Below are 22,748 nucleotides of genomic sequence, written 5' to 3' on the forward strand. Positions count from 1 at the left end.
TTCCCGTTCTAGCGTCGAGCGGCGATCTGCTCCGACGGCGCAGCCTGTTGCGGCAGGCGAAAGACGCAGACCTGATTGCGTCCGGCTTCCTTGGCGCGATAAAGCGCCATATCGGCCTGGTGCTGGAGATTGGCCAGCGAAATGTCGGTGTCGAGAGCCGATCTCAAGGCCACTCCGACGCTCAGCGTCACGGAAGGGCCGACACCGGAGGAGGGGTTTGGAAGGGCGGCGGCTTCCACGCTCTCGCGTATTCGCTTCGCAACCGCGACTGCCTCTTCTTCTTCGACATCCGGAAGCACGATTAAAAACTCCTCGCCGCCATGACGCGAGACGAGGTCTCGATCGGCCCGCACGCAGCTCTGAATGATGCCGGCAACCTTGACGAGGCAGCGATCGCCCTCCCCATGGCCGAGCTTATCATTGAGCGCCTTGAAGTGATCGATGTCACACATGAGCATGGCTGCGACGACGCCGGTTTCACGACCGTTGCGCCACAGGTCCTCGAGCGTTTCCATCATCCAGCGGCGGTTGGCGATCCCCGTCAGCGGATCGGTTCTGGCCAGCCGCTCCAGAAGGGCGTTCGCATCAGCCAGTTCCGCAACCCGGCGCTGATCCCTGCAGTCCAGCAGAAATGTCTTCTGCGCCAGGATGTTCATCGTGCGCCGGGCAACCACGGTGGCGATGATCCCGCAGGAAAAGAACAGCGTTGCGGCGACAACACTGCCTGCTTCCAGCATCGGGTTGTGCCATTGCAGGATGAAATAGAGGCAGAGGGCATAACAGGCGATGGCAACCGTCCACGCCAGCGGTACGCTGAAGATGGTGATTGCGCTCGTTGCGACGAACAGCATGATGTTCAAATGCCGCTCGTAAAGTTCCCCGCCGGCAAAGACTCCGACGAGTGCGACCGAGAGAAGAATAAGGCACATTCCCACAAGCAGCGATGCGCGCTGAACCGCCGCCGCGCGCGGCTTGCTCCAGACGACCGCTGTTAAAATCGCCGCCGGCGGTAAAAGGCAGGCGGGAGCAACCATCGACAGGACGACTGGGTGGGGAAGCAGAATAGCGTTCAGCGCCAGCGTCAGGATATCGACGAACGCTACCCATATCATCCATGAACAGATGACCTTCGCCGTCTGCCGCCATGACCTTTCATCGAATCGACGGCGCAGATCTGCTGACAGGCGGATATCACGGGTTCGGCCGGATAAAAGACGTTCGACCTCATCCGCCATCGCACCAGTCAGCGGCCGCGACGAGAAGGACCCGGCTGCGGAGCCTTCGGAGGGCGTGCTTTTGGCATCATTCATCCTTGGATTATGTAGCCGCGATCGAAGGCTCGGCAAGGACGTCCGGATTCGTGCGTTGATATTTTGTAAACAAGTTAGCCCGCCTGATCTGGGCCAGATCGTCTCGATCATGCTACGAACCCTCGTCCGAGAGGGAACAGGATGAGACTCAAGCTGGTTGCAGTTGCGGTCGCGGCGCTGGCGCCCGTGGTCGCGATGCTCGCCTACAACGAAGTCGCGCTCCGCCATCAGCGCAACGAAGAGGTGCGCGCATCCGCAGCGCAGGCGGCCAGGCAAGCATCGTCGGAAGTCGAACGGATCGTGGAGGGCCTGCATGCGCTTCTGGTGTCCGTGTCCGCCATGCCGTCGGTCCGGCACCTTGACGTCCAGGCGTGCAACGAGGCTCTCAAATCGGTTGCCGAAAGCATTCCGAACATCCGCACCATCTTCGTCGTCGGCCTCGACGGGCGGCCGGTCTGCGGGAGCATGGCTTTTCCAGACGGCGTGGTGTTCTCCGATCGCGATTACTTCAAGCAGACGCTTGAGACCAAAGACTTTTCCGTCGGCACCTATACGCAGAGCCGCCTTTCCGACCGCCCCGTCCTGCCGCTCGCAATGCCTTTGATGGAAGGCGAGGCCGTCAAGGCCGTCATCGTCAGCGGCATCCGGCTGGACTGGCTGCAGAACCGCATCACCGAGCGCGGCGTCGCCCCTGGTAACGCGGTGACGATCGCCGACAGCAAGGGAACCATCGTCGCGCGCGTTCCCCTTCCGGAACAGTTCGTCGGCACTGTCATACCCGACGAATACCAGCACCTGATCCACGCTGAACAGCCCGATGTGATCGAGGCGACGAGCCAGGACGGAACCGCGCGCATCCTCGGCTATCGACCCATAGCACTGCCGTCCAGCCCCCTCTATGTCAGCGCCGGCTTTTCGAAACCGGAGGCTTTCGCGCCGATCAACCGGGCGACGTTGATGAATACGCTCGCCATCATCGGCGGCGCGCTTTTCGCCTTCCTCGCCGCGATCTTCATCGGCAACCGCTTCATCCTTGTGCCGATCTCCAGGATCGCAGAGGTGATGGAGAAGTGGCGCAGCGGTCAGACGACGGCCCGCACCGGCATGACGGGACCGGACGAGCTTGATGTCGTCGGCGCTACCTTCGATCGGCTGCTCGACGAACTCGACGAGCGCAGACGCCGGAACGAGCAGGCGGAGGAGGAGCGCACCCTGCTCGTCCGCGAAATGGCGCACCGGGTCAAGAATGGCTTCGCCCTCGTTCAGGCGATCGCCCGGCAGACCTTCTCGCGCTCCAATCCGGAAAGCTACAACGCCTTTGCCGAAAGGCTCGCCGCACTTGCCGGCACATATGATCTCATCCTGTCGCGGGAGGGATCGGCCGCGCCCATCCGGGAGATCATCTCCGCCGCCTTGCGGGCGCATATCGCCTCGGAGGAACGTATTCGTCTCGATGGCCCCGACGTGGTTCTTCCCGCCGACCTCGCCCTGCCGCTTTCCCTCGTACTCCACGAGTTGGCGACCAATGCAACGAAGTATGGAAGCCTCGGAAGCGAGCCGGGAACCGTCGCCATCGAGTGGAAGCACGATGATGGGCGCGTCCTTCTCGTCTGGACGGAAACCGGCGGGCCGGCGGTCACAGCGCCGACGAAAAGAGGCTTCGGCTCCGTCCTGATAGAGCGGGCATTTTCCTCCAAGGCGCAGGCGCAATCCAGGTCGGACTACAGGCCCGAAGGGCTCGTCTTCGAAGTTGTCTTCTCAACCGGGGAACCTGCAGGCGGAAGGTAAAGTCCAGACAGGGATATCATTCGAGCAGATATGCCGCGAAGCATGAGCGGGCTAAAGCTGACCACGCAACTACTCCCGCCTGCCTCCCTATCTTCCCGCTGAAGTAGGACGTTGCAGATCGATGCGGCTCGTCACCACGGACTGACCTGACGCCGGGTCTCGATCCACCGTCTGCAGTCGGAGCCTATCCTGTCCGACTTCTCGATCATCAATATTGCGTTCCGGTCGCCATTGACCACGCGAGCCCAGGTCACGCGAAGATTAAGCGCGTCGCCCTCCCACCAATTGGGATGGCTGTCCCGATGGTTCGATGTAGCTGCCGGTGTAACGCTGTCCCGATACCTTTACATTGGTCGAGAAAGCTCTTGTGAAAACCGCAAGGCCGCGACATTTCCCGTTCATCGAGACCGTGGATTCACTGGCGTCGGATCGGAGCGTGCAGGAGACATTGAAGTTTGCGCCGCCGATCTTGGTGAGCACCATCCCGGTCCCGCGCCAATTGCCTGCCAAGGATCGCAAAAACCCTGTCTCCGACGCCTTTGCGGTGTCAGGCAGGCAGGACAGCGAGAATATGGCGGCGATCAGAGCAACACGCATGAAAGCCTTCCCGGTTATGCGCTCTCTTGAACCGATGATGGGGCCGATTGTTCCGACAAGCCTCAGCCGTTGAATGGGCCTGCCACGCTGGCGGTGGAGGTCGTGGGCCTTGCCATATAGCGGCGTTGATCGGGTCTCCTTCTTTGGTGAAATGATAAATTGGGTCATGCCGGCTGTCGAGAACCCGCAAACCGTTGAGTAAGACGGAGAGGGGGGTGCGTTGCGCATTTCGACCAGCGCGGTGTGATTCAACGCCTGCCCCTCGTGCGCGTCGCCAGAACATTGCGGATCGAGAAACTGGAATGAATCCTGAGAACGCCTGGCAGGGTCGATAGTATTTCCTTGTGGATCCGCTCGAACTCGCCCGGACTGGCGACCTCCACGCGCAGCAGATAGTCGGAACCGCCGGTCATCAGAAAACATTCCCGGATCTCCGGATGCCGACGGACCGCTGCCTCGAAGCGGTCAAGATGGTCCTCCGTCTGCCGTTCGAGGGTGATGTTGATGATCACGGCGATCATCTCATCCGCATTGCCGGTGTCCACCAGCGCCGTATAGCCGCGGATCACCGCTGATTTCTCCATGATCTTGATGCGCCTGAGGCAGGCCGATGGAGAAAGGCCGATCTCTGCTGCGAGCTTGGCATTGCTCATGCGGGCATCGAGGCGCAGCAGTCTCAGAATATTGCGATCGGTGGTATCGAGAGCGGGCATGAGCGATCATTCCAATTTTTCGCTGATTATGCGGATAATAGATAAAAAGTGCAATAATCTGCGACAAAATGATGGGCAATTTCGCTCATTATTTCATAGACTCCGGGTTAGCAATGGAGAAGGGGTCGATATGGATAGCGACATTTTGGTTTCTCGCACTCGCACCGCAACGGCCATGCAGGGTGCGACGGGCTATCTGACGATCGATCTGGCGGCGCTCGGCCGCAACTACCGCAAGCTCGTATCGGTGCTGGCGCCCGTTCGTTCGGGAGCCGTCGTCAAGGCCGACGCCTACGGTCTCGGCGCCGAGCGCGTCGCGACAACGCTCTACGGCGAAGGCTGCCGGCATTTCTTCGTCGCCCAGTTCGTCGAGGCCGTCAGGTTGCGGCCGACCCTTGCGCGCGACGCCCAGATTTTCGTGCTGAACGGCTTGCAGCCCGGCAACGAGATCGCCTGCGCCGAGATGGGCATCGTCCCGGTTCTCAACTCGCTGGCCCAGTGGCGGCAATGGGCGGCGACGGCGCGCATGCTGAAGCGCTGCCTGCCTGCCGTGCTGCAATTCGACACCGGAATGTCGCGGCTCGGTTTTCCCGCGGAAGAGCGAAGCGAGCTGGCGGTTGCCCTTGGCGAAGCCAGCAGCGTCGAAATCCTGTTCATCATGAGCCATCTGGCTTCGGCCGACGACGTGGGGAGCGAGCAGAACGGCGAGCAGATTGCCGAAATGGCGCGCATTGCCGACGAATTTCCGGGCTTCGATATCTCCTTCGCCAATTCCGGCGGCGCGTTCCTGGGCAAGGCCTGTCACGGCGTGCTCGCTCGCCCCGGCATCGCCCTTTATGGCGGCGCTCCGAACGCCGGCGTCAAGAACCCGATGGAACCGGTCGTCGGCCTTGAAGTCGCTGTCGTGCAGACGCGCATCGTACCATCCGGTGCCAAGGTCGGTTATGGCGGCGCGCATGTCACGCGAGGGGAAATGCGTCTCGCCACCATTGCCTCGGGCTATGCCGACGGCCTGCCGCGCAGCCTTGGCGATCGCGGCGCCGTCTATTTCAACGGCATCCGCCTGCCGATCGTCGGCCGCGTGTCGATGGACAGCGCGACCATCGACATATCGGCATTGCCGGAAGGCGCGCTGAGCCTCGGCAGCCTTGTCGAAGTGCTAGGCCGCAACCAGTCGCTCGAGGACATCGCCGGCGACGCCGGCACTATATCTTACGAAATCCTAACCGGTCTGGGCGATCGTTATCACAGGCAATATCGCTGAGAGCCCGCCGGCTGCATCATTGGGAAGATCATGAAAGTCATCGTTCTGGGGGCCGGCATCGTCGGCATCACATCCGCTTATCAGCTGGCTAAATCAGGCCATGAGGTCACGGTCATCGACCGGCAGCAAGGCCCGGCGCTGGAAACGAGCTTTGCCAATGCCGGCGAAGTCTCCTTTGGTTATTGCTCGCCATGGGCGGCGCCCGGCATTCCAGCGAAGGCCATGAAGTGGCTGTTCATGAAGCATGCGCCGCTGATCCTGCGCCCGAAACTCGACATGGCCATGCTCTCTTGGATGTCAAGGATGCTGTCGAACTGCACCTCCGAGCGCTACGCGACCAACAAAAGCCGCATGCTGCGCCTTGCCGATTACAGCCGCATCGCGCTGGCCGAGCTTCGCGCCGAGACCGGCATCGCCTATGATGAACGCATGCAGGGCACCCTGCAACTGTTCCGCACGCAGCAGCAGCTGGATGCTTCGGCAAAGGACGTCAAGGCACTGGCGGCCGACGGCATTCCCTATGAGGTGCTGGACCGGGACGGCTGCATCCGCTTCGAACCGGCATTGAAGCACGTGCGCGACAAGATCGTCGGCGGCCTGCTGACGCCGAAGGACGAGACCGGCGACTGCTTCAAATTCACCAATGCGCTGGCCGCCAAAGCCGAGGCGCTCGGCGTCCGCTTTGCCTATGATACGACGATCAAGGCGCTGGATGTCGAGGCCGGTCGCGTGCGCGGCGTTATCACCGATCGCGAACGGATGAGTTCGGATGCGGTGGTGGTTGCCCTCGGCAGCTATTCGCCGCTGCTGCTCAAGCCCTTCGGTATCAAATTGCCGGTCTATCCCGTCAAGGGCTATTCGCTCACCATCCCGATCACGGATGCGTCGCGCGCCCCGGAATCGACCGTCATGGACGAGACTTACAAGATTGCGATCACCCGGCTCGGCGACCGGATCCGGGTTGGCGGCATGGCTGAAATCTCAGGCTATACCAACGATCTCGGCCTGGCCCGCCGCAGCACTCTGGAGCATTCCGTCACCGACCTTTTCCCCGGCGGCGATGTTTCCAAGGCGTCCTTCTGGTCCGGCCTGCGCCCGATGACGCCGGATGGCACACCGGTCATCGGCCCGACAAAGATCATCGGCCTCTTCCTCAATACCGGTCACGGCACGCTCGGCTGGACGATGAGCACCGGTTCGGCGCGATTGATCAGCGATCTGGTCGGCGGCCGCGCGCCTGAGATCGACGCGCGGTATCTCGCAATCAATCGATACGGCTGAAACCTGATCAGACGGCAAAATGCAAAGGTCATGAATGTCCTGTCGTTCCCATATGCCCGTCAATGGCAGTTCCCTCCACGATCCGGCGAGGCATAGCCCGCCGTTTTGGGAGACGGCGTTCAGCGGCACGGATCCGGACGCACTCTCGGAAATATTGTCGACGCCGAACTCCCCGATCAAGGCTGAGGCGAAAGCCGACGCGCCGATCGCCTACCGCTGCAATTTCGTCGCGACGGAAGAGCTGGCCATCGCCGACTGCGCCTACGAAGGCACGATCTCGATCAGGCGGGAGGCGCCCAGCGGCAAGGTGATCATATTCCTACCGATGGAGGGGGACGCTGTCTTCGATGCGGGCAAGGGGCAAATCCATTCCGTTCCCGGCCGCGGCGCCATTCTCGGGGCGGGCCGCGTCTCGGGTGCCCGCCTGCTCGGCCCGCGCCGTCATCTCGGCCTGTTCATCGATCAAGCGAGGATCAACAGGCACCTCACGCAGATGTTCGAGCGAACGATTATCGGCGACACAGATTTTCGTCCCTCTATCGATCTGACAACCGGTCCAGGGCTCCTGTTGCAGCAACTCGCCGCGAACCTCCATTATGGGCTCAGCGGCGACGGGCCGCTGCTTCAGTCGCCGCTGGCTCTGAGCGCGCTCTGCGACGCGACGATCTATCTGCTTCTGGAGACCTGTCCTCATCGGTATTCGGAGGCGCTTGCGCTTCCCGCCCCGGCCCCGGCTCCTCGCCATGTGAAATGGGCGATCGAATTCATGCAGGAATATATCGCCGAGCCGATCTCGCTTAATGACATCGCGACCGCAGCCAAGGTCAGCATCCGGACCTTGCAACAAGGTTTCCGGCAGTTCAGAGATACGACGCCGATGGCCTACCTGCATGAACTCCGGATGCTTGCCGCCCATCGCGATCTGCTCGAATCCGGCACGCGACAGGCCATCGCCGACATCGCGCTCAGATGGGGATTTACCCATCTCGGACGATTTTCAGCCGAATATCGGAAGCGTTTCGGTCAACTGCCGTCACAGGCCCTGAAGCGCTGAACGCCATGCCGGCCGCCGAGTGGTTGCGTCGGCGATTCAAATCGCCGACGCGGGACGCAGATGCAGGGTCTATGCCGCGCACTTCAGCGCATCGGCGATCGTCGAGACGATCGTGTCGATCTGGCTCTTCTCGATGATGAGCGGTGGCGAGAGCGCGATGATGTCGCCGGTCACGCGGATCAGCAGGCCCTTGTTGAAGCAGTCGACGAAAATGTCGTAGGCGCGGGTTCCCGGTGCCCCGTCACGCGGCGTCAGTTCGATCGCGCCGACCAGGCCGAGATTGCGGATATCGACGACATGAGACTGGCCTTTCAGCGAATGGAGGCCCTCCTGCCAGTATTCGGCAAGCTCGGATGCGCGCGTCAGCAGCCCCTCCTCCTCGTAGATGTCGAGGGTGGCGAGCCCGGCTGCGCAGGCGACCGGATGGCCGGAATAGGTGTAGCCGTGGAACAGCTCGATCGCGTTTTCCGGTCCGACCATCAGGCCATCATAGATCTTGCGGCTGGCAAAGACCGCGCCCATGGGGATCGCGCCGTTGGTGAGGCCCTTTGCCGTGGTGACGAGATCGGGCACGACGCCGAAATAATCCACCGCGAAAGGCGTGCCGAGGCGGCCGAAGCCGGTAATAACCTCATCGAAGATCAGCAGGATGCCGTGCTTGTCGGCAGTTGCACGGAGCTTTTCCAGATAATCCTTCGGGGGCAGGACGACGCCCGCCGATCCCGACATCGGTTCAACGATGACGGCGGCGATGGTTTCGGCGCCGTGCAGTTGCACCAGGCGTTCCAGATCGTCGGCGAGTTCCACGCCGTGGGCGGGCAGGCCCTTCGAAAACGCATTGCGCTCGACGTCGAGCGTATGGCGCATATGGTCGGCCGGTATTTGCGGAAAGACGCGCCGGTTGTTGACGAGGCCGCCGACAGAAATGCCGCCGAAGCCGACGCCGTGATATCCCTTTTCGCGCCCGATGATCCGCGTGCGCGTACCCTGGCCGATCGCACGCTGGTAAGCGATGGCGATCTTCAGCGCCGTATCGACCGATTCCGAGCCAGAGCCGGTGAAGAAGACCCTGTCGAGCTTGGCTTCCGGGCCGCCCGGTGCGATCGCAGCCAGCTTCGTGGCGAAGTCGAAGGCGATCGGATGGCCCATCTGGAAGGTCGGGGCATAATCCAAAGTCGAAAGCTGCCGCTCGACCGCTTGGGCGATCTTCTTGCGGCCGTGACCGGCATTGCAGCACCAGAGCCCGGCGGTGCCGTCAAGCACCCGGTTGCCATCGACATCGGTGTAATACATGCCCTCCGCGGCTGCCAGAAGGCGCGGCGTCGCCTTGAATTGCCGGTTCGCGGTGAACGGCATCCAGAAATTTTCGAGTACGGGCGCGTTGGTTTTGCGGATTTGGTCCATGCTGGCCTCCTGTCATTGGCGCCGAGAATGGCAATTTCTTCCTGTCAAACAAGTCCTTTTCTTGATCGGTTCAAGTCATTGAATTTAAATAGACGAGGAGGTAATCTTTTCGATATTCTGAACAACATAAACAGACCGGATCATGTCAGTCGATATCGGCAGCCGCCTTCGCCATCTCCGTATCGCCCATAAGCTTTCGCAGCGTGAACTCGCCAAACGCACCGGCGTGCCGAATTCGACGATCTCGCTGATCGAATCGAACGCCTCCAACCCATCGGTCGGGGCCTTGAAGCGAATTCTGGACGGCATCCCGATCGGTCTGGCGGAATTCTTCGCCTTCGAGCCCGAGCGTCCAAGGAAGGCCTTCTATGCGGCCGAGGAACTGGTGGAGATCGGCAAAGGGGCTATCTCCTACAAGCAGGTGGGGGAAAGCCTGTTCGGGCGCAGCCTGCAAATGCTCAAGGAATGTTACCAGCCGGGCGCCGACACCGGAAAGATTCCGCTTGTTCACGAGGGAGAGGAGGGCGGGATCGTGCTCTCCGGAAGGCTTGAGGTGACCGTCGATGACGAGCGGCGTATCCTCGGGCCGGGGGATGCCTATTATTTCGAAAGCCGGCGACCGCATCGGTTCCGCTGCGTCGGACCGGTGCCCTGCGAGGTCATCAGCGCCTGCACGCCGCCGACGTTCTGAAGCGCGTCGCATCTTACTCTGAGTCGGATTTGATGCATTCGAGAATTGCCGTGCGGCAAACCACGGCTTCCCTTTGCGCCGGAGATTGTTCACGCCAGGCCTGGTAGGCGATCCGGAACTCGATGTCCTTGTAAAAATAGGTCTTGGCTTTCTGTTTGAGGCGGCTCCTGTCCAATGCCTCTGACGTCACGACGAGATGGGTGGCAAACCGTTTGAATTGCCAGGGCGGCGTATGCCGCTCCTTCTCGATCACCTCGACATGGTAATAAGGATCGCGCTCGGCGAGATCGGGAACCTTGTAGACGGTGGCCCAACGAACGGTCCGTGGTGAGAGGGAGAGAATGGCGGTGGAAACGGCCGGTCGGTTTGCCGCCTCGGCATGCACAAAGACGGTTCCACCGAGAAGGGCCGCGGTGGCCGGAAGGACGGCGCCAAGACCTATTCGCAGCCATGTCGATGCCATCCGCCTCAGCTCCTGCGGCCCTCGATGCGGGCAAGCACGCCATCGAGGGCGCCGTTGAGTGCGGCAAGACCGCCCTGCTTGTCGAAGTCTGAAAGCACCTGCTCGTTCAAGCCGCCCTTGGTGGCAAATTCGCGGCTCAGCGCGCTGAACGGCTCGTTGCCGGGACTGTTGGCTTTCTGCGCCAGGCTTGCGAAGAGCGGGGCAATATAGGCTTGGCCTTTCGCCCTTTCGAGGCCGCTTTTTTCCAGCCAGCCGGTGATCGACTCCATGACGCCGAAATAGGTCGACATGACAGCGCTTGCGGCTGCGAGGAGATCGTACTCCTTCCTCGACTGACACTGCACGGCCGTTCCTAACGTGTCGAACAGCGCCGCAATAGTGGCATTGGCGGGATAGATGGCGGTGACGCCTTGCCGCTGTGCGACGAAGGGCAGGGGGATGGCCTGGACGAGATCGATATCGGCGCCGATCCAATCGAGCAGAGCCTGGCGCTCCGTCGCCGCAACGAGGCTGACGACCGTCTGATCATTCCTGAATGAAAGCTCGCGCACGACTTCCTCGGCGACCTGCGGCCGTATCGCCAGAAACACCATGTCGCTACGATCGACGACATCCTGGTTGTCGCGGGCGATTTTCACGGAGGCGAATTCGGCTGCCAGGGTCGCGGCGATATGAGCGCTTCTCGGAGATACGTGGATCTCGGAGGCGTAGGCCGGTTCGGCCAGAAGCCCGCGAACCATCGCTTCGGTGATGGCGCCGGTGCCGACGAATCCGATGCTATCGATTTTCATGCGATTACTCCGCAGTTCGCAACGGCCGAGCCGGGTAAGGGCTTCGCGCACCGGCGAGCGCGATATGTCGAAGCGTCGGCGAGCGTCATCGCGTCGAGAAGCTAGACTCCGATCCCATTGCGAAAACACCCCTGTCGCCAATGTAATTTTCCCGCGCGACTTTGTCGACACGCTGTTGAGATATTTCCAGTCGACACGAAGCCGACAAGAAAAGCGAGGAACGGCTACCGCCGACCGGCGCGCAAGCCGTGGCGTGAAAGCGCCGACCGGCTTTGCATCCGGATCGTTTCTGGAAGATCTGCCCGCAAAAAAGCGCCGCCGTGGTCAACGATCGGCAGGGACCCGTCAGGCGCCCGCAATCTTCACGATGGCTTCGAATACCGCGCGCGGCATTTTCAGCCCTTCCGACCCTGGCCTGGGATATTCGATGCCGCTGACACCGGGCATGAACACGCCGTGCTCTTGGAGGCGGGCTGTCTGGCGACGTGCGCGTTCGACAAGGCCATCATCAGCGCGCCCGGGCATCATCGCCACGACCGTCAAGCCCACTGCGGGGCTGGCGCTTCCCTCTCTGAAAGACGGCGTGTCCAATGACCAGGGGCCGCCGGAGAGGCCGGCCGACAGCATTTCCACCATCAGCGCCACATTGGCGCCCTTGCGCCCGCCGAAGGGAAGCAGGGCTCCGCCCAGCGCTTTTGCGGCCTCCGAGGTGTCCTTTCCCGTTTCGTCGACGGCCCATCCCTCGGGGATGCTGCGCCCCTCGGCTGCTGCTGCGACGATGTTGACATAGGCGGTGGCGCTGGAGGCCTGATCGATGATGAGAGGCGGTAACCCTTCGCCAAGCGGGAAGCCGAAGGCCAGCGGGTTGGTGCTGTAGACGGCCGGGCCGCCTGCTTTGGCGACCACCATGGCATTGGCGTTGGTGGCGGCGATGCCGACAATCCCTTCGTCGGCAAGCCGGCGAACATAATAGCCCAGTTCTCCTGCCGTATAGCTGTTCGTCTGTGTGAAGACGGCGAGCCCGAAATTACGCACCGCTGCTGTGAGATCGTCGAACGCAAGATCGAAACCGAGCTGGGCGATGCCCTGATCGGCATCGGCGACGAAGAAGGCCGGATAGGGACGCTCCCAAGTCGGCGCAGGATCGCAGTTGATGCGGCCCTCGCGAAAGCTATCGAGGTAATCCACCATGTGCGGAAATCCGAGTGTCGAAGGTCCATACAGCGCGGCCGATAAGGTGGCGTCCACAAGGGAGCGGGCAGTGGCTTCCCGAGCGCCGGCTGCCAGGCAAGCTCGCATCGCTAAAGCCTCGGCTTCCGCCTGATGGACTACGACCTCATCCGACATGTCAAAACTCCGCTCTGTCAGGCACCCGGTGCGATCGGTGCCGTGGTTCGACCGTCCTAGCAAAAGCAGGGGACCGCCAACAGCGAAATGTACAATAGTGTCAGCAAGTAAGACGAGTGCGTGATTTCACCATCGGATTGAGAGACTGCCGGCTCGCTCGCCGTCCGGCGGGGCCAGACACAGATCCAAGGGTGGACCCGCTGGTCAGGCAGCTATTGCCATGAATTTTCAGCGGCCGCCGGGATCTTGAGGTCGTTGCCGATCTCGGGATGCCGCGACGACATATGCGAACGCAGCGTGGTCGGCAGAACGAGGCGCGCCGCGGCCGGCCGTCGTCTGCTGCTCTTCTGAACCATGCACTCGTCACTTACTGTCTATTTATAGGTGATCGTATCGCTGGTCCGCGGTCGATTGAAGAAATGCTGATCGAAGCTGTAGCCGTTCTGCCCGGTAAAGCTTGAAAAGAACGCCGAGACGGGTGTCGTCAATTTGTATTGCACCCGCGTCAGCACGACCTGAACGCCTTGATCCTGGATTTGCGACGGGATTTCGATCGCGCTCGCGGTGCCGGATTTGAGCGGGGTGGTGTTGAATGCGGCAGACCAATTGACCGTCGCGCTGCCGGTCTTGCCGATATCGTTGACGGTGACCGTTATTGTGAGACCCGTCGTGTCATAGGGCTGCAGGATGAAGCTCGCGCCGGAAAGAAGCTTGGCGACGTCAGACGTCGACCAGGTGTTCTGCTGCGAGATCATGTCGCCTGTTGTGGAGGCGATTTCGTCTATCTTGCGGCTGACTGTGAGCGCATGGCCTAGGTCGACAGTGCCGAACAGCAGCATCACCAGGAGCGGCAACACGAGCGCGAATTCGACCCCCGACGCGGCTGTGCGGTCGCGCGTAAGACGGAGGATGCTGGATGGCACGCATCGGAAAAGGGAGATGTTCCGCTTTATCATCATCTCAGAAAGGCTCGTTACGAAACAGCACGGAAGATCCGATGAGATAGCGGCCGTCGGAAAGCTTGGCGCTCGAAAGACTGAGGAAATTGACGACGGCCGTCCAGGGCAGGAAGGTCTGGACCAGGATGTAGTCGCTGCCCTTGCCGATATTGTAAGTCTCGGTGACGGCCAGTTTGCCGCTCGTGTCGATCGGATTGCCGCTGGCCGCTGACGACAGATCGGAAAGCACACTCACCTTGACCAGGAGATCACTGGAGCAGTTGAACGAGAGCAGCATGTCATTGCAAATTCGGGCTTTGAAATCGGCCAATGTGACCTTCGAAGACGCAACCTCGCCGGTGCGGATCATCCGGGAGATCTTGTGCACCGAAGCATCAAGCGCGGCGTTGACGAAGAACATCAGCGACACTTCGATAATGCCGAATATGATGATGAAGAGCGGCAGCGCCAGGATCGCAAATTCGATTGCGGCGACGCCATCGCGATCACCCAAGAGGCGGCGCAGTGAGACAAACGATTTCCTTCGCCTCATTGGGTCAGCCGAACGGAAGAGAGATATTGTGTAAAGAGTGCCGACAGGCCTGCCGTGATCTCTGTGGACGACGCTGCTGAAATGAACAGGCTCTTGGAGGATGCGCAGTCCGAGAGCGCATAGGGAATGTAGTCGCGTCTCGTGATGCTGGTTGACACGCCGCTCTGCATGGTGCCGCCCCAGGTATTCTTCCAGTTGGCGCTTGCCATGGTCGAGCCGACGGTCGCATTGTACCCCCAATCCGAGGTGAGCGGCAGGTATTCGGTGTAAAGCACCGCCATCGTATCGGATTGATCTTTCAGATAGGCACACCAGGCGGGATTGAGCGGCGCGACCTTATTCCAATATGCCCCAGATGTGGCATTTCCGTTTTTGTCCCAAGTCACCTTGTCGGTCACCCATTCGCGCTGCGACTGGACGCCATCCGTCAACAGCAGAACGAGCTTTAGCGGCGTGCCTGAGGTGGTTCCGTCCCCTCCGCTGCCGACCTTCTGCTTCAGCGTCGCCAGCGACACGTCGAAATAGGTGGCCGCCTTCGAGGTCGCGCTGGTCAGGCCGTAGCTCGAATCCGCGAGGCGGCTGCGCGCCGTGTCTGTGCTCAGCGTTGGGGCCAGAACCTCCGTCAGTGTATCGCCCAGGCTATATAATCCGACCTTGATTCGTTGATGATTGCTGTCGGCCGTGTCGACCAAGGCAAGCACGTCCTTGACGGCGTCACCGGCGACATCGGCGCGCAGCTTTATGTTTTTTGCCGTACTGTATTCATAGTTGTTGGCGTATGTCTTGTTGCCGATAGTGTGGGAATCGCCCGTGTGGCAGGCGAACTGGCATTTGATGCCGGAATACATGGTCGCCTGACCTGCAGTCGTTGCCGCCAGAAGCATCGAAGGCGACGTATCGATGACGATATAGACGTTGAGGTAGGAAGTGGCCGGCCCTTTGACGGCGCTGCCGATGCTGATGGGAACGGTGTTGATATTGGCAATCTTCATCAACGTCGTCGGAACGGTGCCGCTTGCCGTCGCGGTTATCTTGTGGTTGGAGGTATCGATATTGATGTCACCAAGCGTATAGCTGCTTTCCACCTGCGCGCCGAACCAGTCGGACACTTTCTGTTTGAGGGCGGTACTATCGTCGGTGTCGATTTCTTTGACAGCGGCAATCAGGGCAGTGTCAAGATCGCTCTGCATCCTCTGTCGGATATTGTAGGTGCGAATGTAGTCGAAGCTCGCGCCGACCGCGATGATCATCGGCACCAGGGTGAGCGCGACGACGATCGCGACGTTGCCGCCTCTGTCTCTTCCGAGACTGCGAAGGCTACGGAAACATCGACCCAAAAATGAAAGACCTGACTTCAAAAAAACCACCGTCGCACAGCATGAAAAAATACCAATGCAAGATGTATCCAGGAAGCTTAAGTCTTTGTTAAATCTTGCAAGTTCTGGCTGGAAGTCGGCTGCCTACGTATCGTTTGCTGCGCGTATCGGATAAGTCTGCGAATTTTGGATATTCGCACAACGCCACGTCACCATCTTTCACGGCGTTGATCTCTTCGGGCGGGCACGATGTCTACACCTATTCAACCATTGTGTTTCAGCGCGTGGCTAAAACAGGATGACACTCACGCCGGGTCGGCCTAAGTGTCATCCTTCTCAAGATTAAAGAATTGGGGCATGATGTCGTCGCGGGGCTTCAACGCTGCATCAGGAGGTCATGCAAGCGTTTTTGAACGTCTTGCGGAGACATATTCCGATTGTTGAAGAAGTCGCCCACCACGGCAATCCAGCCTTCCGACATCTGGGTTGGCATGGCCTGGGATTGGGCGCTCACTTCACCCTTCTTTGCCTTGATCATCTCCAACCCAAGCTTGCCGCAACGATCAAGTCCGGACGGATCGACATCGGTGCGCACCGGCAAGGACCCCTTGATCCGGCTGAATGCAACCTGATTGTCTCGATCGAGCACCATGCGTGCGAAAGCCTGTTGGGCCTTCGCCGTGCCGTCCCGATTGGTCAGCGGAAAGGCAAAGGCATCGATCACCATGAAATAGGCGATCGACGTGCCGGGAACGAGGCTGCAATCGAAATCCTTGTCGACGTTGTAGCCGCGCGCCACAAGCTCGCCCTTGGCCCAGTCGCCCATGAATTGCATGCCGGCCTTGCCCTGGCCCACCGCCGCGGCGGCATCGGCCCATGTCTTGTCCTTGCGCTGCTCGATCGGTTCCACATAGTTGGACAGCCGCAACAGTAGTTCCAGGGCTTCGATCATGCGCGAGTCCTGCACCAGGGCGGCATCGCCGCTCATGAGACGGGCATAACCTTCCGGGCCGAACTTGTAATAGATGATGTCATTAAAAATGAGCGACACTTCCCATCGCGTGCCGCCGAGCGCGATCGGCACACGTCCTGTCGCCTTGATCTTCTCGGCCGCATCGAAGAGTTCCTCCCAGGACTGCGGCGTCTTTACGCCAGCTTCAGCCAATGCCGCCTTGCTTGTCCAGAGCCAGTTTTCGGCATGGATATTGGTCGGCGCAAAATAGACCTTTCCCTTGTAGGAGATCCGGTCAAGAACTGTGGCGGGAATGACGTCCTGCCAATGATCCGCCTTCGCGACATCGTCTATATCCAGCACGATGCCCATTTCCGGCAGTTCACGCGATCCCTCGTTTGCATTCCACTGCATCACCGCCGGTGCATATCCGTTGGCAATACGATCGCTCACCACCCGCTGGACGGCGACCTTGTTTTCTGCCGGCATGTCGACCCACTGGTTGCCGGCGGCCGACCAGGCCTTGCGAAAGACGTCGAGCGCCGCAGCCTCGCTTTTCGACACCCAGAAATGCACGACGTCCACCGCCATGCCTTCCTCCGCCGAGTGGGGCGTCTGCGCTGCTAGTCCCTGTCAGCTTGCCGGATTGCGCGCGGTGACGATCCACGCCGCACCGTCGATGATCACCGACCGCTCCCCGGGGCCGTCCGCGAAGGCGGCACGAACCGCGGCCGAGGCGCGGGCGCGTATGTCGTCGGGCTGATCAGCGAGCGCGCGCGACAGCGGGCCGACCTCGAGCGCCATCCTCACCGCGTCGTCGATCGCCGCGTCCCGCGTCGTGCCTTCACCAAACGGGACGGAAGCATCGAAGGGCGCGATAGCGATATCGGTGAAGCCGGCCGCCGTCAGGATGCGAGCAACCCGCCCCCGGTCGCCGAAGCGCGAGAACAGGGTGTCGAACGCGCCCTCGGGCAGCTCGGTGCTGCTGGCGTCGGCCACTCGGAACAGGACCGGCGTATCCTGTGGCGCAAGCGCGCGCGCCCGGTCGATCAGCGGTTCGGATATGTCCACGCCCAGCACTTGGCCCTCTGCGCCGACGCGGGCGGCCAGTGCCAGACTGGATGTGCCCGCGCCGCGGCCGACGTCCAGCACGCGCTCGCCCGTCGCGGGTGCGGCGGCTTCAATCGCGGCCTGGCCGAACACCGCAAGCATGGCGTCGAGCCGAGCCTGGTGGGCGACACAGCGCTCCCCGCTTTGGTCATTCCAATCGGCGACCTGCTTGTCATTTTGCTCTGCCATGATCTATCCTTGTTCTCTTTTGTTCTTAGCTAAGCTATTGATGCCAAAGCGCGCGTCGGTCGGAGTTTCTGTTCGTGAAGCCTGAGCGCACAAACGACGCTGGGCGTAATAGGCCGAAGCACGAGGCTGTCAGCGGCTGCAGTAAGAGCCCCCGCTTGTTAGATGAGCCCGACGCGCCAGCGCTCCAGGAGTTAAGCGTCCACTAGTTCTTTTCATTGTGGCCCTTTGCATTGATCTCGGCGTCAGACGATTTGAAAAGGCTACCAGCGCGTTCGACAGGCCCTCGATCACCATAACCTTTCCTTGCAACAACGCTCGAATACCGCTGTCGGCGACCGGACGTGGCTTCATGGTGAGGAGGCGCAGCAAGGCCGATGTGGTTGCGCCGGCCGCCTCATCGAAGCCCGTCGCGGTGTGCCCCGGGCAGAGCGTGGTAACAACCACACCATGCAGGCGGAGTTCGTTGTGCAGGGCCTCGCCAAGGGCGAGTACATATGCCTTGGTCGCCGCATAGGCCGCATAGGCCGCGTAGCTCGGAACGGCTTGGAAGGCCATGAGATGGAATCGGCGCTCTCAAACCAGCATCGACTGCTGGGCGGAGATGCCCGCAATTGCGCCTTGCCATGATGCCGTGGTGACCGAGGGCATGCCGGGGTTGGCGAGGTCGCCGGCGGCGTAGATTCCGGGCATGCTGGTTTCGCGGCGCTCGTCCGCCTTGAGAGCAATGCCGAGGGGTGTATCGACCGTGGCGAGACCCAGTGATTCATGCAGGCCTGCGGACGGCTTGTTGCGCGGATGCGCGAACAGGATGTCGACAGTGACATCGGGGCCGGTATCGAGATTGAGGGTGGGATTATGGCCCCCATGACGGTCGATTTCAGTGATCCGGCCATCGACGACAGGTATGTTGCGGCGCGCCACATCCGCCCGGATATCGGGCGGGATGTCGTGACCATCGGCGAAGACCGTCAACCTGTCGGTCCAATCGTGGAACAGCCTGACCTGATTGTGCGACTGCAGGCCGGACCAGACGAGGCCCCAATGCTGGCCGGCGACTTCAAAGCCGTCGCAATAGGGACAGGGCACGATGGACGTGCCCCAGCCTTCGGCAAAGCCCGGCACAGCAGGCATCTGGTCGGTGATGCCATAGCTCAGGATCAGGCGGCGCGCCCCAAGGCTTTCGCCATTGCCAGTGAGGACGGAGAAATCGTCGATGCCGCCGGACACGCTGTTGGCCCGGGCATTGACCAAATTGACCGTGGGATAACGCGTCAGCTGCCGCCGCGCCTCGGCCAGGATGTCCAGCGGCGGCTTGTGATCGTGACCGAGCAGGCCATGCGAGTGGCCGGCGAAGCGGTTGCGCGGCAGGCCGGTATCGAGAACGGTGACCTTGCGACGGGCACGGCCGAGTTGCAGAGCGGCTGCGAGGCCGGCAAAGCTGCCGCCGATGATGACGACGTCATCCATGGTGATAAGCTCCGTGTTGCGGATGGAGGGGGGTGGGTTGGGCCTGGCGCGCAATATCGTCCAGCGATGCGCATTCGATATCGGTGGGCGGCCAAGGGACACTTATTTTGGAGGACACGATAAAATTCACCCTTGGAATTGCAGATACTGAGTAGTATCGTAATTCAAGAATAAAGATACTGTCAAGGATCGGAATTGTCGTGACCGAAAATAGCCAGGGCCGGCGCGGCCGGCCCACCAACCAGGCGCTTGGCCAAACCATAGTCGACGCCGCGGGCGAACTCTTTGCGGAATTGGGTTTCCAAGCGACGACATTGGACAAGGTCGCCCAGCGAGCGAAGATATCCAAGCTCAGCATCTATCGCCACTTCGAGAACAAGGAGGCGCTGTTTGGCGCGGCGTTTGCGGCCCGCTGCTATCAGTTAATACCACAGGCCCTTTTTGAAGGCGTCGACGGTTCGGCCGAAGATCAGCTCATGGCGGTGGGATCATCACTGCTTCGCACGCTGTTGCGCCCGGACGTGCGCAGTGTGGAAGCCATGGTCATGGCCGACTTCACGAGTCAAAAGTCGCTGAGCAAGGTCCACTACGAAGCCGGCCCCGCCCATATCATCGCCCAAATCGAGGCCCTGTTGCGTCAATTGCACGCGAAGGCGGTTCTGAATGTGCCCGATCCTCTCCGGTCCGCCCGCTTGTTTGCCGCGCTTTTCAAAGGCTCCGATCTCCTGATTATCACACGCTTCGATCAGGCGAGAGCAGAGGACGACAACGAGATCGAATCCTATTGCCGGTCGGCCGTCGCCATGTTCATCGCCGCGCACGGTGGCAGCGACCACGCGGGCGGATATCCGGGACGAAGCCGCGAAGTACTTGCTTGATATTTTGGATGCTCGCACTGACATCAACGCGACTATCGGTGTCCGCTTTGGGCCAGATTCCGCCTTCCAGTGCTTGAAAATATGCCGAGCTTACCAGGCGGCTTTACCTGAAATCCCGTGCTTTAGGAAACGGGCCCGGCATGTATCTGGCTCGGGATAAACGCCTTTATGCCGAACTCGGCATAAAGGTATATCCACATTGCGCACTCCGATCCGTATCGCGCGTTGAAAGTTCTTGTCGGCCGGAACTGCAGTAATCCCTTAATTTTCTAACCGCAGAATCCAAGGCCAAGCCGATATGCTCGATTGCAGCGGACCGGTGCCGTTGCGACGACATCCTCGCACCATCGTTTCGCTTCAAATGACTTGGGCGGCCTTTCTTAGAAAATTCTCGATTGGATGAATGATGCGTCCGGTTGATGCCCATGGTGAGAAGATTCGTCATGACGTTGTCCCAATCGTTTCCGGAGCCGGCCGTTATCGTCGACATTGCCGAACACAAACAGACGGAGCGGGAGCTCAAGAAGGCGCTTGAATTCGCCGAGGGGATCATCACCGCCATTCCGGATGTTCTGTTCGAGGTGGACGAAGACGGCCGTTATCTTCAGGTCTGGACGCGAAACCCCGAACTGCTGGCTCACCAGAAGGAGATGCTGCTTGGCAGGACGGTCAATGACGTCCTTGCGCCCGATCAGGCGGCTATCGCGATGGAGGCTCTGCGCGCGGCCGGCAAAGAGGGAGTTGCCTATGGCCGATGCATTTGCGTCTCGTTGCCGAACGGTGAGACGCGATGGTTCGAGCTGTCCGTAGCCAAACGGCCGAGCGCCGATTCGGCCACCACACTGCTTGCGCTTTCGCGCGACATTACCGAGCGCAAACAGGCGGAAGAAGCCATCAACTCCGTACGGATACAGCTTCTCAGCGTGCTTCAGACCATGCCTGATATGGTCTGGGTGAAGGACACGGATGGCGTTTATCTCTTGTGCAACCACGCCTACGAGCGACTGACCGGGAAGACGGAGGCCGACGTTGTCGGAAAGACGGATTTCGACCTGTTCGAGACAGAAAGGGCTCGGACCTTTCGAGAGTCGGACAAAGCGGCGATTGAGGCTGGTGGCATCCTCGTCAGCGAGGAATGGGTCGTTTCCCGGGAGAACGGTCAATCTGTTCTTCTTGAAACACGCAAGGTTCCGGTATTGGCCCCAGGGGGAGAAGTTGCCGGTGTTCTGGGTGTGTCGCGCGACGTTACCGAGTTGAACGCCTCGCGTCAGAAGATCCATCAGATGGCCTTTTACGATCCTTTGACATCGCTGCCGAACCGATCGCTGTTCAATGATCGGCTTCGGCAGATGATTACTTCAGCCGTTTCCCGTGGCCAGCGGGCAGGTGTGATGTTGATCGACATCGATCATTTCAAGGTGGTCAACGATACGATGGGCCATCCTGTCGGCGACGAATTGCTCTGTCAGGCGGCGGCTCGCCTCAATGCGAGCGTTCGGGACTACGACACCGTCGCCCGTCTCGGTGGCGACGAATTCGCGATCCTGCTGCCGGATATCAGCCAAGGCGACGGTCTAGGCCGGATTGCCAATAATATCCTCGAGAAGTTCAGGGAACGCTTCCTGCTGGATGGCCAGGAGGTGTTTATTTCATGCAGCGTCGGCATCGCGCTCTATCCCGATGACAGCGCCGATGCCAACGACCTTGTAAAATACGCCGACTCGGCGATGTATCTCGCCAAACGCTCCGGACGAAGCAATTTTCGCTTCTATTCGAAGGACCTGACGGCAAGCGCCGAAGAGCGGATGCGACTGGAGTCGGAATTGCGCCGTGCGATCGAGCGCGGTGAACTGGAACTGCACTACCAGCCGAAGGTACTTCTCACCAGCGGCGCAATGATCGGCTGCGAAGCCTTGCTGAGATGGCGCCACCCCGAAATGGGCATGATTCCTCCCGCACGGTTCATTCCGGTTGCGGAAGACACGGGGCTGATCGTGGAACTCGGGCAATGGGTGCTGCGCGAGGCATGCCAGACCGCAGCCGAGTTCAATGCCGATAGCGATTCACCGCACAAGGTGGCGGTCAACCTGTCGGTCAAGCAATTCCAATCCCCAGGATTGGTAAGGTCGATCGCAGAGATTCTCGACGAGACCGGCTGCCGCTCGGAATGGGTGGAAATCGAAATAACGGAGAGCCTTCTTCTGGATCAGAAGGATGAAACGCTGGAGATGCTCTCTGAACTTCGAAGCATGGGATTTTCGATCGCCATCGATGATTTCGGCACCGGCTATTCGGCATTGAACTATCTGGCGCGCTTTCCGATCGACACGCTGAAGATCGATCGGTCGTTCATCAACAGCGTCGATAGACGGAACGAGGAACTCGTGAAGGCGATCCTCTCCATCGCGCGTTGTCTCGGACAGAATGTGGTGGCGGAAGGCGTCGAAACCGCCGAGCAGGCAGCCTTCCTGGCTGCAAATGGATGCGGCTCGGCGCAAGGATTTCTTTACAGCAAAGCTGTGCCAAAAGCCGAGATTATCGCCATTCGGCTGCGTTCTCCGGCTGGTGACCTCAACCCAAGAGAGCGGCTTTGCGGGTGAATTCCGTCTTAAGAATACCCGTCGAACTGAGTGCAGTTCGTT

Annotated in this window: 20 protein-coding genes and 1 pseudogene; 8 read left to right on the forward strand and 13 right to left on the reverse strand. The window is 60.5% G+C overall.

Annotation, left to right across the window (positions count from 1 at the left end; translation table 11 throughout):
* Nucleotides 1–8 precede the first annotated feature (8 nt).
* On the reverse strand, nt 9–1,310 hold the full coding sequence (locus GR197_RS26170; RefSeq protein ID WP_164014879.1) for a GGDEF domain-containing protein: 1,302 nt from the start codon (nt 1,308–1,310) through the stop codon (nt 9–11).
* A 141-nt stretch (nt 1,311–1,451) separates the two neighbouring features.
* Here GR197_RS26170 and GR197_RS26175 point away from each other — a divergent pair, with 141 nt between their 5' ends.
* Both GR197_RS26175 and GR197_RS32895 read left to right on the forward strand, forming a co-directional pair.
* Nucleotides 1,452–3,098, forward strand: a complete 1,647-nt coding sequence (locus tag GR197_RS26175; RefSeq protein ID WP_164014881.1) for a sensor histidine kinase — start codon at nt 1,452–1,454, stop codon at nt 3,096–3,098.
* 349 nt (nt 3,099–3,447) lie between these two features.
* On the forward strand, nt 3,448–3,768 hold the full coding sequence (locus GR197_RS32895) for a hypothetical protein (protein ID WP_204330397.1): 321 nt from the start codon (nt 3,448–3,450) through the stop codon (nt 3,766–3,768).
* Between the two features lie 175 nt (nt 3,769–3,943).
* Here the strand turns inward: GR197_RS32895 and GR197_RS26185 are convergent, their stop codons facing one another.
* Nucleotides 3,944–4,408: an Lrp/AsnC family transcriptional regulator gene (locus GR197_RS26185; RefSeq protein ID WP_164014883.1), complete on the reverse strand. Its 465-nt coding sequence runs from the start codon at nt 4,406–4,408 to the stop codon at nt 3,944–3,946.
* A gap of 130 nt (nt 4,409–4,538) precedes the next feature.
* Here GR197_RS26185 and alr point away from each other — a divergent pair, with 130 nt between their 5' ends.
* Genes alr through GR197_RS26200 form a run of 3 tightly spaced genes read left to right on the forward strand, consistent with a single transcriptional unit; the run spans nt 4,539 to nt 8,007 of the window.
* A complete protein-coding gene (gene alr / locus GR197_RS26190) occupies nt 4,539–5,672 on the forward strand; it encodes an alanine racemase (protein ID WP_164014885.1) in 1,134 nt (377 codons plus the stop codon).
* Between the two features lie 30 nt (nt 5,673–5,702).
* Nucleotides 5,703–6,953 (forward strand): D-amino acid dehydrogenase, encoded by a 1,251-nt coding sequence (locus GR197_RS26195; RefSeq protein ID WP_164014887.1) that lies wholly within the window; start codon nt 5,703–5,705, stop codon nt 6,951–6,953.
* A 34-nt stretch (nt 6,954–6,987) separates the two neighbouring features.
* Entirely contained in the window at nt 6,988–8,007 is a 1,020-nt protein-coding gene (locus GR197_RS26200) for an AraC family transcriptional regulator (RefSeq protein WP_164014889.1), read from the forward strand.
* 69 nt (nt 8,008–8,076) lie between these two features.
* Here GR197_RS26200 and GR197_RS26205 read toward each other — a convergent pair whose 3' ends face one another.
* Entirely contained in the window at nt 8,077–9,411 is a 1,335-nt protein-coding gene (locus tag GR197_RS26205) for an aspartate aminotransferase family protein (protein ID WP_164014891.1), read from the reverse strand.
* 142 nt (nt 9,412–9,553) lie between these two features.
* Between GR197_RS26205 and GR197_RS26210 the strand changes: the two genes are divergently transcribed.
* Nucleotides 9,554–10,102, forward strand: coding sequence for a cupin domain-containing protein (locus tag GR197_RS26210; RefSeq protein ID WP_164014893.1), 549 nt, complete (start codon nt 9,554–9,556; stop codon nt 10,100–10,102).
* A 13-nt stretch (nt 10,103–10,115) separates the two neighbouring features.
* Here the strand turns inward: GR197_RS26210 and GR197_RS26215 are convergent, their stop codons facing one another.
* The 10 genes and pseudogenes from GR197_RS26215 to GR197_RS26260 form a co-directional block, all read right to left on the reverse strand.
* Complete coding sequence (locus GR197_RS26215) at nt 10,116–10,565, reverse strand: DUF5086 family protein (protein WP_164014895.1); 450 nt, start codon at nt 10,563–10,565, stop codon at nt 10,116–10,118.
* A 5-nt stretch (nt 10,566–10,570) separates the two neighbouring features.
* On the reverse strand, nt 10,571–11,356 hold the full coding sequence (locus GR197_RS26220) for a pyrroline-5-carboxylate reductase (RefSeq protein WP_164014897.1): 786 nt from the start codon (nt 11,354–11,356) through the stop codon (nt 10,571–10,573).
* A 345-nt stretch (nt 11,357–11,701) separates the two neighbouring features.
* The gene (locus GR197_RS26225; protein ID WP_164014899.1) at nt 11,702–12,703 is read right to left on the reverse strand and encodes an Ldh family oxidoreductase; all 1,002 of its coding nucleotides are present in this window, start codon (nt 12,701–12,703) and stop codon (nt 11,702–11,704) included.
* Between the two features lie 374 nt (nt 12,704–13,077).
* Nucleotides 13,078–13,662 carry a TadE/TadG family type IV pilus assembly protein gene (locus GR197_RS26230; protein ID WP_164014901.1) on the reverse strand — a complete coding sequence of 195 codons (585 nt, stop codon included), beginning with the start codon at nt 13,660–13,662 and terminating at the stop codon, nt 13,078–13,080.
* A 1-nt stretch (nt 13,663) separates the two neighbouring features.
* On the reverse strand, nt 13,664–14,194 hold the full coding sequence (locus GR197_RS26235) for a TadE/TadG family type IV pilus assembly protein (protein ID WP_164014903.1): 531 nt from the start codon (nt 14,192–14,194) through the stop codon (nt 13,664–13,666).
* Nucleotides 14,191–15,552: a TadE/TadG family type IV pilus assembly protein gene (locus tag GR197_RS26240; protein ID WP_164014905.1), complete on the reverse strand. Its 1,362-nt coding sequence runs from the start codon at nt 15,550–15,552 to the stop codon at nt 14,191–14,193. Before GR197_RS26240 ends, GR197_RS26235 begins: the two co-directional genes overlap by 4 nt.
* A gap of 334 nt (nt 15,553–15,886) precedes the next feature.
* Entirely contained in the window at nt 15,887–17,053 is a 1,167-nt protein-coding gene (locus tag GR197_RS26245; protein ID WP_164014907.1) for an ABC transporter substrate-binding protein, read from the reverse strand.
* 42 nt (nt 17,054–17,095) lie between these two features.
* Complete coding sequence (locus GR197_RS26250; RefSeq protein ID WP_164014909.1) at nt 17,096–17,761, reverse strand: class I SAM-dependent methyltransferase; 666 nt, start codon at nt 17,759–17,761, stop codon at nt 17,096–17,098.
* 198 nt (nt 17,762–17,959) lie between these two features.
* Nucleotides 17,960–18,319: pseudogene (locus GR197_RS26255) on the reverse strand (SDR family NAD(P)-dependent oxidoreductase); the annotation flags it as partial.
* 15 nt (nt 18,320–18,334) lie between these two features.
* A complete protein-coding gene (locus GR197_RS26260; protein WP_164014911.1) occupies nt 18,335–19,228 on the reverse strand; it encodes an NAD(P)/FAD-dependent oxidoreductase in 894 nt (297 codons plus the stop codon).
* A gap of 200 nt (nt 19,229–19,428) precedes the next feature.
* Between GR197_RS26260 and GR197_RS26265 the strand changes: the two genes are divergently transcribed.
* On the forward strand, nt 19,429–20,106 hold the full coding sequence (locus GR197_RS26265) for a TetR/AcrR family transcriptional regulator C-terminal domain-containing protein (protein ID WP_164014912.1): 678 nt from the start codon (nt 19,429–19,431) through the stop codon (nt 20,104–20,106).
* A 443-nt stretch (nt 20,107–20,549) separates the two neighbouring features.
* The gene (locus GR197_RS26270; RefSeq protein WP_164014914.1) at nt 20,550–22,706 is read left to right on the forward strand and encodes a putative bifunctional diguanylate cyclase/phosphodiesterase; all 2,157 of its coding nucleotides are present in this window, start codon (nt 20,550–20,552) and stop codon (nt 22,704–22,706) included.
* The last annotated feature ends 42 nt before the right edge of the window (nt 22,707–22,748 follow it).

It is taken from the genome of Rhizobium phaseoli, assembly GCF_010668805.1.
GTDB lineage: Bacteria > Pseudomonadota > Alphaproteobacteria > Rhizobiales > Rhizobiaceae > Rhizobium > Rhizobium phaseoli_A.